The sequence below is a fragment of the Streptomyces acidicola genome (assembly GCF_009377235.1).
In the GTDB taxonomy this organism is placed as follows: Bacteria; Actinomycetota; Actinomycetes; order Streptomycetales; family Streptomycetaceae; genus Streptomyces; species Streptomyces acidicola.
On the sequence record NZ_VMNX01000269.1, the window covers coordinates 1 to 12,021 of the forward strand.

General features: G+C 69.7%; 11 protein-coding genes. 6 read left to right on the forward strand and 5 right to left on the reverse strand.

The annotated features are described in order from the left end of the window. Window positions 1–116 precede the first annotated feature (116 nt). Window positions 117–962, forward strand: coding sequence for an aldo/keto reductase (locus FPZ41_RS39825; RefSeq protein WP_152868890.1), 846 nt, complete (start codon window positions 117–119; stop codon window positions 960–962). A gap of 46 nt (window positions 963–1,008) precedes the next feature. Here the strand turns inward: FPZ41_RS39825 and FPZ41_RS39830 are convergent, their stop codons facing one another. Continuing rightward, window positions 1,009–1,755 carry a FadR/GntR family transcriptional regulator gene (locus tag FPZ41_RS39830; protein WP_152868892.1) on the reverse strand — a complete coding sequence of 249 codons (747 nt, stop codon included), beginning with the start codon at window positions 1,753–1,755 and terminating at the stop codon, window positions 1,009–1,011. A gap of 442 nt (window positions 1,756–2,197) precedes the next feature. Between FPZ41_RS39830 and FPZ41_RS39835 the strand changes: the two genes are divergently transcribed. Then, window positions 2,198–3,982, forward strand: coding sequence for an alpha-L-fucosidase (locus FPZ41_RS39835; RefSeq protein WP_228023310.1), 1,785 nt, complete (start codon window positions 2,198–2,200; stop codon window positions 3,980–3,982). 166 nt (window positions 3,983–4,148) lie between these two features. On the opposite strand, the gene msrB is transcribed toward FPZ41_RS39835, so the two are convergent. The 4 genes from msrB to FPZ41_RS39855 all read right to left on the reverse strand — a co-directional run bounded on the left by msrB (window position 4,149) and on the right by FPZ41_RS39855 (window position 7,555). Next, a complete protein-coding gene (gene msrB, locus FPZ41_RS39840) occupies window positions 4,149–4,556 on the reverse strand; it encodes a peptide-methionine (R)-S-oxide reductase MsrB (protein ID WP_152868894.1) in 408 nt (135 codons plus the stop codon). Between the two features lie 13 nt (window positions 4,557–4,569). Continuing rightward, complete coding sequence (murC, locus tag FPZ41_RS39845) at window positions 4,570–5,964, reverse strand: UDP-N-acetylmuramate--L-alanine ligase (RefSeq protein ID WP_152868896.1); 1,395 nt, start codon at window positions 5,962–5,964, stop codon at window positions 4,570–4,572. A gap of 197 nt (window positions 5,965–6,161) precedes the next feature. Continuing rightward, the gene (locus FPZ41_RS39850; protein WP_181587071.1) at window positions 6,162–6,635 is read right to left on the reverse strand and encodes an indole-3-glycerol phosphate synthase; all 474 of its coding nucleotides are present in this window, start codon (window positions 6,633–6,635) and stop codon (window positions 6,162–6,164) included. A 92-nt stretch (window positions 6,636–6,727) separates the two neighbouring features. Further along, a complete protein-coding gene (locus FPZ41_RS39855; protein WP_152868898.1) occupies window positions 6,728–7,555 on the reverse strand; it encodes a pyrimidine reductase family protein in 828 nt (275 codons plus the stop codon). Window positions 7,556–7,592: 37 nt separating this feature from the next. Here FPZ41_RS39855 and zapE point away from each other — a divergent pair, with 37 nt between their 5' ends. From zapE to FPZ41_RS39875, 4 genes are all read left to right on the forward strand, one after another. After that, window positions 7,593–8,699 carry a cell division protein ZapE gene (gene zapE / locus FPZ41_RS39860; protein ID WP_322621330.1) on the forward strand — a complete coding sequence of 369 codons (1,107 nt, stop codon included), beginning with the start codon at window positions 7,593–7,595 and terminating at the stop codon, window positions 8,697–8,699. 272 nt (window positions 8,700–8,971) lie between these two features. Beyond that, window positions 8,972–9,367 (forward strand): hypothetical protein, encoded by a 396-nt coding sequence (locus FPZ41_RS39865; protein ID WP_152868900.1) that lies wholly within the window; start codon window positions 8,972–8,974, stop codon window positions 9,365–9,367. Between the two features lie 80 nt (window positions 9,368–9,447). Further along, entirely contained in the window at window positions 9,448–10,029 is a 582-nt protein-coding gene (locus FPZ41_RS39870; protein WP_152868902.1) for a carbonic anhydrase, read from the forward strand. A 14-nt stretch (window positions 10,030–10,043) separates the two neighbouring features. Next, on the forward strand, window positions 10,044–11,507 hold the full coding sequence (locus FPZ41_RS39875; protein ID WP_322621331.1) for a SulP family inorganic anion transporter: 1,464 nt from the start codon (window positions 10,044–10,046) through the stop codon (window positions 11,505–11,507). The last annotated feature ends 514 nt before the right edge of the window (window positions 11,508–12,021 follow it).

A 12,021-nucleotide genomic window follows, 5' to 3' on the forward strand; every position in this document is an offset into this window, starting at 1 on the left:
CCCCCAGCCCCTACCAGTACGTGGCCCTGCCGCTCGACCACAGATGAGCCCCGTCCGCCACGCCAGTTCAGACCCCGAAATCCGAACCGCACGAACATCACCACGGAGGACGAACCATGACCGCCCCCCTCACTTTCGACCTCGGCGGCGACCTGACCGTCAACCGGCTGGGCTACGGCACCATGTGGCTCACCGGAACCGGCGTGTGGGGCGAGCCCGCCGACCGGCCCGCCGCCGTTCGCGTAGTACAGGCCGCTGTCGAACAGGGCGTCAACTTCATCGACACCGCCGACTCCTACGGCCCGATGGTCACCGAGCGGATCATCGCCGACGCGCTCCACCCCTACCCCGACGGCGTGGTCGTCGCGACCAAGGTCGGAAACACACGCCCCGCCCCCAACGTGTTCGTGCCGGTCGGCCACCCCGCCTACCTCAAGCAGCAGGTGGAGCTCTCCCTGCGGCTGCTGAAGACCGAGCGGATCGACCTCATGCAACTGCACCGCATCGACCCCGAGGTCCCCCTTGCCGACCAGCTCGGCGCCCTGGCAGAGCTCAAGGCGGAGGGCAAGATCCGCCACATCGGACTCTCCGAGGTGACGGTGGAGCAGTTGAAGGAGGCCCGGAGCATCACCGAGATCGCCGGCGTCCAGAACCTCTACAACCTCGTGACCCGCCAGTCGCAGGCCGTCCTGGACTACGCCACCGCCGAGAACATCGCGTTCATCCCCTGGTTCCCGATGGCCATGGGCAAGCTCGCCCAGCCGGGCAGCCCGGTCGCCGACCTCGCGGCCGAGCTGGACGCCACCCCGGCCCAGGTCGCCCTCGCCTGGCTGCTGCACATCTCACCTGTCGTACTGCCCATCCCCGGCACCACCTCCCTGGACCACCTCACCGAGAACCTCCAGGCAGCCAAGCTCTCCCTGACCGACGACGAGGTGGCGCGACTGAACGCGCTCGCCTGACCTTGCGGATGCGGCCTTCAGCACCATGCCGAGCCGCCCGAGCGGCTCAGGAGACGGTGCGCCCTATATCGTGACCCGGCGTCCGAATGCCGTCGCCCTCAGGCGCGGCGGATCGGAGGTGCTGTCGTAGCCACTGTTCGGTGTTGCTGACGTGCAGCAGCGCGGCGGCCTGACTGAGGGGGGAGTCGCGTGCGCACAGGGCCGTATAGATCGCCTCGTGTTCCGCGAGGGTCCTCCCCGCGGCCTGGTCGTCGACCAGGCCGCGCCAGATGCGCGCGCGGATGGTACGCCCCGAGATGCCCTCCAGGAGGGTGAGCAGCGATTCGTTGCCCGTGGCCGAGACGACGGCGCGATGGAACGCCGCATCATGCGAGTTCAGCCGCTCGACGTCGTCGCGGGCGTCCCGCATGGCGTCCAGATGGCGTTTGACCTCTGCCAGCCCTTCCTCGGTGATCCGGGTGGCGGCCAGGGCGGTGGCGAGGGGTTCGAGCAGCCGCCGTACCTCCATCAGGTCCAGCAAGGCTCCCGAGTCGCTCTGCAGCAGTTCGACCGCGCCGCCGAGGCCCTCCAGCAGCAGGCTCGGCTGCAGGCTGGTCACATAGGTGCCGTCGCCTCGTCTGACCTCCAGCACCCTGGCGACAGCGAGGGCCTTGACGGCCTCGCGGGCGAGGTTTCTGGAGAGCCCGAGCTGCCCGGCCAGTTCCGGCTCGGGGGGCAGTTTGGAGCCAGGGGGCAGCGCGCCAGTCCGGATCAGCTCACGGATCTGCCCGATGGCCTTGTCCGTCAGAGACAACGCGAACTCCTTCCGTGAGCCGGCTGCCCAGGCGTGTCCGGTCTGACCTGGCTCCGTGGGCGAAGCTCGTCCCATGCGACCCGTACGGGATTCCGAATCTCCAGCATGACACGACACACCGCTCATACAAGTGATGTCTGGAGAAGGAGTTAGCGGACAAAAGTAGCGATCATTAGTCAACTACCCTTTGGTTGTGGTCATTCATCCCTTCACAAGGGTTGACCTGTCTGACACACGAGTGAGATTCATAGGACGCGTCAGTCTCTCCCGCCCCCCAAATTCCCGGGAGCTCACCGTGTCAGGACGACCGTCCCGCAGGCAGTTCATCGGTGCGACGGGCACCACCGCCATCGCGGCATCGCTGCCCGCCGTACTCGGTACCGGTACATCGGCCCAGGCGGCTGCGTCCGCGCGCCAGGACAGCCTCAGCAAGCTGGTCGACATGCGTTTCGGCATGTTCAACCACTTCAATCTCGGCACGTTCACGGACGAGGAGTGGGCGGCACCGCATCAGGACCCCGCGCTCTTCGCCCCCACTGCCGTCAACTGCGCCCAGTGGGCCGCGGCTGCCGCGGCGGCGAAGATGGACTACGGGGTGCTCACGGCCAAACACCACGACGGCTTCTGCCTGTGGCCGACCGCCTACAACAAGCAGAACGTCACCCACAGCTCCTACCGGCACGACATCGTCGCCCAGTACGTCACCGCGTTCCGGGCGCGCGGCCTCAAGGTCGGCCTGTACTTCTCCATATGGGACCGCACCCACGGCGTCGAGGCCTACGACACCCGGCACGGGATCGGCAGCGACGAGGCCGTCCAGCCCGGCGACCTCACCTACATCCTCGGCCAGATCACGGAACTGCTGACGAACTACGGCACCATCGACCTCTTCGTCATGGACGGATTTGCCTGGCAGATGGGCCAACAGGCCGTCTCCTACCAGCGGATCCGCGAGCACGTGAAATCGCTGCAGCCAGGCATCGTCATGATCGACCACGGGGCACTGTCCGTGCCCTTCCTCGGTGATGCGATCTACTTCGAGGAGCCGCTGGGCATCACCGCGCCCACGGGCAACACCTACGCGGCACTCCAGGGGCAGACGATCAGTGACGGATGGTTCTGGCACCCGAGTACGCCGACCAGGGACCCCCTGAGCAAGGCAGCCATCCTCTCCCATCTGGCCGATCTCGAACCGAAGTACACCTCGTTCATCCTCAACTGCCCGCCGAACCGGAACGGGGTGCTCGACACCAACATCGTGAGCCGGCTGGCCGAGGTCGGCGCCACGTGGAGCCCGGACACCTCCAGAGCGCCGCTGCCCACCCAGCCGCTGCGCGCCGAGCACCCCGTCACCCCGGTCAACGCCATCGCCACCGGCTTCCACAGCGGCGAAGGGCCGCTGAACGCCATCGACGGGCTCAGCGACCGCAACTTCGAGACATGCTGGTCCACCTGGAGCCTGCCGCTGCCACAGTCGATCACCATCGACCTGGGCGGTGTCTGGAGCAACGTCTCCACTCTGGAGTACCTGCCCAAGCAGTGGAACCGCACCGACTCCACCGACGGCGACATCACCTCGTACACCATCCACACCAGCACGGACGGCATCGCGTTCACCCAGGTGGCGAGCGGCAGCTGGGCCGGCAACCGCACCCTCAAACTGGCCGAGTGGCCCGCCAGGAACGCGGGTTACGTGCGGATCCGGGTCGACGCGGCGACCGGCGGCTACGCCAACATCGGCGGAGTCAGAATCGGCGGACGCACCGCCAGGCCGGCGCTGCTGTCCACCACACTGCCCGGCGACGGCACCGTCTACCGTCTTCAGGCCCGCCACAGCGGCAAGGTCGCCGACGTGGCGGGCACGGGTACCGCCAACGGCACCGGTGTTCTGCAGTGGCCGTGGCACGGTCAGGCGAACCAGAAGTGGACCTTCACCAGCACCGGAGACGGGTACTTCAAGATCCGTGGCGTGGGCAGCGGCAAACTCGTGCAGATCGCCGGACTGTCCCGGGCCAACGCCGGGAACGTCGACATCTGGGCCGATGCCGACGCCCCCCAGCAGCACTGGGCCCTGACACCGACAGGCGACGGATATTACGTCCTCACCAACCGGTTCAGCGGTCTGTCGCTCGCCGTCGGCAACGCACTGACCGACGACGGGGCCGACATCAACCAGTGGACGTACGACGGAGCCACGCACGAACAGTGGCGGATCATTCCCTCCTGACCACAGCGTGACCGTACAGGCACTTTCAGTGCTGTCCGAGGGACTTCTCGCCGTCTGACGCGGCAAGCCCTCGAAAGGCCGGAAGGGGCCTCCGACGCGGATCGGAGGTTCCCTTTCCAGGCAAAGCCGCAGGTGGGCGGCAGACGAGTCGGGCTATACGCCCGCGTCAGTCCTCGTCCGGCACCAACCGCAACGAGATCGAGTTGATGCAGTACCGCTGGTCGGTCGGCGTCGCGTACCCCTCGCCCTCGAAGACGTGCCCCAGATGCGACCCGCAGCGGGCGCACCGGACCTCCGTGCGCACCATGCCGTGGGAACGGTCCTCGATCAGCTCCACGGCGTCCGAGTCCTTCGGGTCGTAGAAGCTCGGCCAGCCGCAGTGGGACGCGAACTTGGTTCCCGAGGTGAAGAGTTCGGCGCCGCAGGCGCGGCAGGAATAGACGCCCTTGGTCTTGGTGTCGGTGTACTCACCGGTGAAGGCGGGCTCCGTGCCGGCCTGGCGCAGGACGGCGTACTCGGCCGGGTTCAGCTCCGCACGCCACTGCTCGTCCGGCTTGTCGACGTCGTACGACATGAAGGCCAACCCCTTAGTTGTGCTGCGCGAGACGGTCCAGGATCAGTGGGCCCAGGTCGGTGACGTCACCCGCGCCCATGGTGAGAACGAGATCGCCCGCCTTCGCCATTCCCGCGACCACCGCGGGCGCCGCGTCCTTGTCGTGGACCGCCGTGACGTCCGCGCCCGCGGCCCGCGCCGCCTCGATGATCAGCTCACTGGTGACGCCGGGGATCGGGTCCTCGCGGGCCGGGTAGATGTCCAGGACGACGGAGGCGTCGGCCAGGGCCAGGGACTGGCCCATCCCGGTGCCGAGTTCCTGGGTCCGCGAGAAGAGGTGCGGCTGGAAGAGCACCAGGATGCGGGCCTCGCCGGCGGCCCCGCGCATCGCCTCCAGGTCCGCCGTCATCTCCGTCGGGTGGTGGGCGTAGGAGTCGATGACCTGGACGCCCGCGACCTCGCCCTTCAGCTGGAGGCGGCGCTTGACGCCCGTGTACGCGGCCAGGGCCGGGGCGAGCTCCGCGGCCGGGACGCCGAGGGCTGCGCCCGCCGTCAGCGCGGCCACCGCGTTGAGGGCGTAGTGACGGCCGGGGACCGAGACGGTGAAGGTGAGCTCCGCACCCTCCCAGTCCACCGTGACCTCGCTCTTGAGGCCCTGCGGGACGATGGAGAGGACCCGTACGTCGGCGTCCTCCGCCTCGCCGTACGTCACGGTCCTCACCTTGCCGGCCAGCCGCCGCGTCAGCTCCCGCGCACCCTCGTGATCCGCCGAGACCACCAGCGTGCCGCCGGGGACGATCCGGCCCGCGAACGTCTCGAAGGACTCGTGGATCTCGTCCATGGAGGCGTAGTTGGCGTGGTGGTCGAGCTCGACGTTGAGGACGATGGCGACCTCGGGCGCGTACTTGTGGAAGCTGCGGTCCGATTCGTCCGCCTCGGCGACGAAGATCTCGCCGTCGCCGTGCAGGGCGTTGGAGCCGGGGGCGTCGAGTTCGCCGCCGATCACGTACGACGGCTCCAGGCCCAGCGCGCTCAGCGACACGGCCAGCATCGAGGTCGTGGTGGTCTTGCCGTGGGTGCCCGCGACCGCGATCGGGCGCAGGCCCTCCATCAGGGCCGCCAGCGCGTCCGAGCGGTGGACCACGGGGATGCCGAGCTCCTCCGCACGGGCCAGCTCCGGGTTGCCGCCGCGGATCGCCGAGGACACGACCACACAGCTCGCGTCGTCCGCCAGGTGCTCCGGCGCGTGCCCGATGTGCACCGTCGCCCCCAGGGCGCGCAGCGCCTCGACGGTCGCGGACTCCTTGGTGTCGCTGCCCGCCACCTTCGCCCCGCGCTGCGCGAGTATCTTCGCGACCCCCGACATCCCGGCGCCGCCGATCCCGATGAAGTGCGGTCGGTCCATGGCGGTAGGAAGGCCGGGTGCCATGCGCGTTTCTCCCAAGATTCGTACGGCAACGAGGGCGCCCCGAAGGTGAGGGCGACCCCAGCCTATTGCGTACGCGAGGACGCCTTCGCACACCCACGGCGAGCCGAGCGCCCCGAGAGGGGCGCGGGGAACTGCGGGAGAAACCACGACGAGCCCGCACCCGAACCACGACATCCACCAGTACGGCGCCCGAACAGCTACGCCTTGCTGTGCGAGAACAGCTTCAGCACCGGCACTCCCACCTTGTGCCGCGCACGCGAGGCCCAGTCCCGGTGGAAGAACTCCTCCACATAGTGGGGATCGGTCAGCACGATGACCTCGTCCGCCTCCACCTCGTCGACCAGCGACTTCAGCGCGTCCAGCGGATGGGCCTCGATGAGCCGCCCCTGCGCCTCGTTGCCGGCCCCGTGCAGCGCCTGCAGGGACACCTCCAGGGCGCGTTTCCCGGTCTCCCGGGCCTCCTCCCCCTCGGGGGTCTCGCGCTCGCGGGCGGCCTCGTCCAGTTCCCCGAGGGCGAGGTCGTCGATGGCCCGCAGAAGGCGGTCCGCCTGGTCCCCGCGGGGCTGGAGCAGCACATGGAAGGCGACCGCCTCGTCGCCGTGCAGCGTGGTGACGAACTCCACGTCGGCGGACGTCAGGGCCTTCTCGATCATCAATACGCTCGTGAACACGACTGGCGCCCTTCTCCCTCCGGGACCGGGAAGGGGAGTTCGAGTGTGCCCAGCGACACCGAAACAGAACGGCACATTCCACCCACAACCCTTCAGGTCCGACGGTAACGGCTGAACAGGAACCCGGCCTCCTCCAGGAGGGACACGAGTTCGAAACGCTTGGGTACGGCGACGGACGGGCCCCCGGCGATGCGCTGCGCGTCCCCCGCCGTGAGCATCGGGGCGAGCGTCAGACACAGCTCGTCCAGCACGTCGGCCGCCACCAGCTGACCCAGAAGCCGCGGGCCACCCTCGGTGAGCAACCGGGTGTGGCCGAGGTCGGCGAGGGCGCGTACGGCCCGGGCGGGGTCCACCCCCGTGCCGTCCCCGGCGATCACGACCCGGGCACCGGCCTTCTCCGCGGCGGCCACCCGGTCGGGGGCCACCGCGGCGCCGGTGAGCAGGAGCGTGGGGACGAGGGGCGCAGTGAACAGCGGGAGCGAGAAGTCCAGGTCCAGGCTCGCGCTCACCACGGCGATGGCCGGCGCGGGGCCCTGCCCGGCGGCCTCCCGGCGCGCCGCGAAGGCCTCCCGCGCTCGCGGCGGACGGTAACCCTCCTGCCGTACGGTCTCCGCGCCCACCACCACCACGTCCGCGAGCCCCCGCAACGTGCCGAAGATCCGCATGTCGGCCGCGTGGGAAATGGGCTGGGAGCGCCCGTCGTGCTGGGCGGCGCCGTCGAGGGTCGACACCATGTTGGCGCGCAGCCAGGGTTCGGGGGCGCCGCCGGACGCCGAGGGGTAGGCGTACGCCTCGGCCAGTTCGTCGAACCCCCACTCGCGGTCGGCACCACTCCCCGCCACCGCGTCCGTGCCCCCACCGGGTGCGCCTCCGGGCCGTGGGGGCACTGTCAGTTCGGTCACAGGGAACAGGCGTCGCATGTCGTGCAGTGTGGCATGACCCTTAGACTCGGTAATCGTGTCGTCGTCCTCCGCCGCCGTGTCCGGGATCGGTCGTATACCCGAAGCGGTTCCGCTGTCCCTGTGCACCCGTGAGCCGTATGTCCCCGCGGACCGGCTCGTCGCCGAGATGGTGCCGCCGCCCCGGTTCGACTCCGTGCGCTTCGACACGTACATCCCGGACCCGAACCAGCCCAGCCAGACCGAGGCAGTCCGGGTCCTGAGCGGCTTCGCGACGGGTCTCGGCGGGGCGCCCGCCGGCGGTACGGCCGGCAAGCGCCGGCTCTTCGGCTTCGGCAGGCCCCGGAAGAAGACCCCCACCGGCCCGCGTGGCGTCTACCTCGACGGCGGCTACGGCGTCGGCAAGACCCATCTGCTGGCCTCGCTCTGGCACGCGGCCCCCGCCGAGCCCGAGCTCAAGGCCTTCGGCACGTTCGTGGAGCTGACGAACCTGGTCGGAGCGCTCGGCTTCCAGAAGACGGTCCAGACCCTGTCCGGACACCGTCTGGTGTGCATCGACGAGTTCGAACTGGACGACCCGGGCGACACCGTCCTGGTCTCGACCCTGCTCGGCAAGCTCGTCGACGCCGGTGTCGCGCTCGCCGCCACCTCGAACACCCTGCCGGGCAAGCTCGGCGAGGGCCGGTTCGCGGCGGCCGACTTCCTGCGCGAGATCCAGGGGCTGTCGGCACACTTCCGCGCCCTGCGCATCGACGGCGAGGACTACCGCCACCGCGGGCTGCCCGAGGCCCCGGCGCCGTACTCCGACGAGCAGGTCACGAAGGCCGCGTACGCCACCGAGGGCGCCTCCCTCGACGAGTTCCCGCCATTGCTGGACCACCTGGCGCGCGTCCACCCGAGCCGCTACGGCGCCCTCACCGACGGTCTGAAGGCCGTGTGCCTCACCGATGTGCAGCCCGTTCCGGACCAGTCGACCGCCCTGCGGCTCGTCGTGCTCGCCGACCGGTTGTACGACCGCGAGGTGCCGGTCCTCGCCTCGGGACTGCCCTTCGACAAGCTGTTCAGCGAGGACATGCTGAACGGCGGCTACCGCAAGAAGTATTTCCGGGCCATTTCCCGCCTCACCGCGCTCGCACGCGACGCCAAGGGCCTCGTCGAGCACTGAGCGGGGCGCTCACCACCCACCGGGCGGGCACCAGGCCAGCCCCTCAGAACACCGCGCCACCCTGCCCTGCCCCGCGCGGCTCCCTATTCACTGCACTCCCACAGGTCAAGGTCCATTTCAAGCCAACTCGGCCGCGCTTTCAGGCTCTCTTCAGCATGAAACGTTAAGTTTACGCAGCAAACATCTGCGCCGGGTTACCGTTGCTCTTGACCCGTCGTTGACCAACTGTTGACGCGCCGAAAAGACGGTAAACACCTGGGAGGAGGGACAAGATGCGAGGTAGAAGGGGCCTGACCCTGATTGAGCTCCTCTCCGCCATCCTGCTCTGCCTCCCGTTCCTCATCCCCACCACCTCCTTCGCATCCGCGCACACCACGCGCGATGCCAAGGTCAACGCCGCGCCCGGAAAAGTACTCACGGGTAAGGCGCTGCGCGACGAGATCGTCACCCACCGCAAGTGCGACCACTCCCGGGACCCGCTCGGCCCGCTGCCGAGGACTGACCGGCATCGCACGGCCGACTTCGTGCCGTCGGCGCCCGAGCGTCCGCTGACGGGGTCGGAACGGGCGTCCGTTCACGAGCCGGTCGCGCCTGTCACGTGGCATCACCAGGGGGCGAGATCACGGACGGCCCACACCCCGGCCGCACTCCAGGTCTTCCGCTGCTGAGCAGCAGAGTTCTCTCCCCCCACACTCTGTTCTTGTCAGCCCGACGCGCCGCCGTGGCGCGCCAGGAGGAATCACCACACATGCAGCCCCTCATCGACAACGCCCGTACGTTCGGACAGCGCCCTGAGGAGTTCGCCAGGCTGGCCGAAGGCCAGTCCCCCCAAGTCCTCTTCATCACCTGCTCGGACTCCCGGGTCGTCCCGGCCCTGATCACGGGCGCCCGCCCCGGCGAGCTCTTCGAACTGCGCACCGCGGGCAACATCGTCCCCCCGTACGCCTCCGACCACCCCACCAGTGAGGCGTGCACCATCGAGTACGCCGTGGAGGTCCTCGGCGTACAGGACATCGTGGTCTGCGGCCACTCCCACTGCGGAGCGGTCGGCGCGCTGGTGCGGGGCGACGACCTCACCGCCGTACCCGCCGTACGGGACTGGCTCGCGCACGCCGCGGACGAACCCAGGTCCGCCGACTCGGCGGACCCCGCCGTCGCGGAAGCCGTACAGCACCACGTTCTGGCACAGCTTCTGCGACTGCGGTCCTACCCGTGCGTCGAACAACGCCTGGCATCGGGTCAGCTCCGCCTGAGGGGCTGGTACTACGAGGTGCACACCGGAGCCGTGCGCGAACACCGCGCTGACACCGACTCGTTCGAGTCCCTGTGAGCGGGGGAACGACTGTGCTGACCAAGTTCCCCCACCTGAGGCAGGACTTCGCCGCCTCCCTCGTCGTGTTCCTCGTCGCCCTCCCGCTGTGCGTGGGCGTCGCCGTCGCCTCCGGGGTCCCGGCAGAGCTCGGACTCGTCACCGGCATCGTGGGCGGCATCGTCACCGGTCTCATGCGGGGCAGCAGCCTCCAGGTGTCCGGGCCGGCCGCTGGTCTGACCGTGCTGGTCTTCGAGGCGGTCAACGAGTTCGGGCTGCCCGCGCTGGGCGTCATCGTGCTGGCCGCCGGACTGCTTCAGCTCGCCATGGGCGCGCTGAAGCTGGGCCGCTGGTTCCGGGCGATATCCGTGTCCGTCGTCGAGGGCATGCTGGCCGGCATCGGGCTCGTCATCATCGCGGGCCAGCTGTACGCGGCGGCCGGCCTGAAGGCACCCGCCTCGGGCCTCGACAAGATCGCCGGCCTGCCCGGCGCGGCCGCCGACGCCCTCGGCAGCGCCGGGGCACTGGCCTCGCTCGCGATCGGCGCGGGCACCATCGCCGTGATGGTGCTGTGGAAGCGGCTGCCGAAGAAGGCTCAGACGGTACCGGGGGCACTCGCCGCGGTGGTCCTGGCCACCCTTGCCTCCCTCGCCTTCAGCCTCCCGGTCGCCACCGTCGAGGTGAAGGGTCTGCTGGACTCCATCCAGCCGCCCGGCCTCGACGCCTTCGGCGAGCTGGCGAACCTGAGCATCCTCGGCACGATCCTCGCGTTCACACTGATCGCCTCCGCCGAGTCGCTCTTCAGCGCCGCGGCCGTGGACCGGCTGCACGACGGGCCGCGGACCGAGTACGACAAGGAGCTGATGGCCCAGGGTGCGGGCAACACCGTGTGCGGTGCGCTCGGCGCGCTGCCCATGACCGCGGTGATCGTGCGCAGCTCGGCCAACGTCCAGGCGGGCGCCAAGACCAAGGCGTCCCGGGTCCTGCACGGCGTGTGGCTCCTGCTGTTCGCGGCGCTGCTCCCGTCCACGCTGGCGCTCATCCCGATCCCGGCCCTCGCGGGCATCCTCGTCCACGCGGGCTGGAAACTGATCCCCTTCCGGGAGGTCGTCGGGCTGTGGCGGGCGCACCGGGGTGAGGCGTTGATCCTCGTGGTCACCGCCGTGGCGATCGTCGCGGTCAACATGTTCGAGGGCGTACTGATCGGTCTGGCCCTCTCGGTCGTCAAGACCGCGTGGGAGGCCTCGCACATCAAGCTGGAGGTCATCGACAAGGGCGCCGGCCCGATCCAGGCGTACCTGTCGGGCAACGCGACCTTCCTGCGCCTGCCGAAGATCCTCGACAGCCTGGAGGCCCTGCCGCAGGACCGCCCGATCGAGGTGGACCTCTCCGGTCTCCACCACCTCGACCACGCCTGCCGCACGGCCCTGGAGAACTGGGCCCAGCGCCACAGCGCGCCGGACACCGAGCCGGTGAGGGTGACGTCGAACACCGGGTGAGCCCGTAGGGCGCCCACAGGACAGGGCTGCGGGTGACGCTGTTGCGCCACCCGCAGCCCTGTCCCTCCGGGGGTCGGTCGGTCTCGTCTGCCGGGTTCCTGGCTGTGGTCGGCTGCGGGTCGTATGTGGCTGGTCGCGCAGTTCCCCGCGCCCCTTAAAAAGCACGGGCACGCCCGGCACCACAACGCGCCGCCACCACCCGACACCGACACCGCCACCACCCGTCACCGGCACCGGCACCGGACACGACACCTGCATCACCACCCGCCCGACACCTGCACCACCGCGCGACCAGTACCACCACACCCCCCGCAGCCGCGTACGCACGGCAGGGGGTGTGCCGGGAGGTGTCCGCCCGCAGCGGCCGGCGTCCGCCGCCGAGCACATACGACACCCCACAGACCCGCCGGACCGAGGACGGAGACCTCTCGGCGCGCCCCCGACCCACGAACAAACGCGTAGGCGCCCAAGCCACAACGCACCCGCACCCGCACCCGCACCCGCACCCACGCAC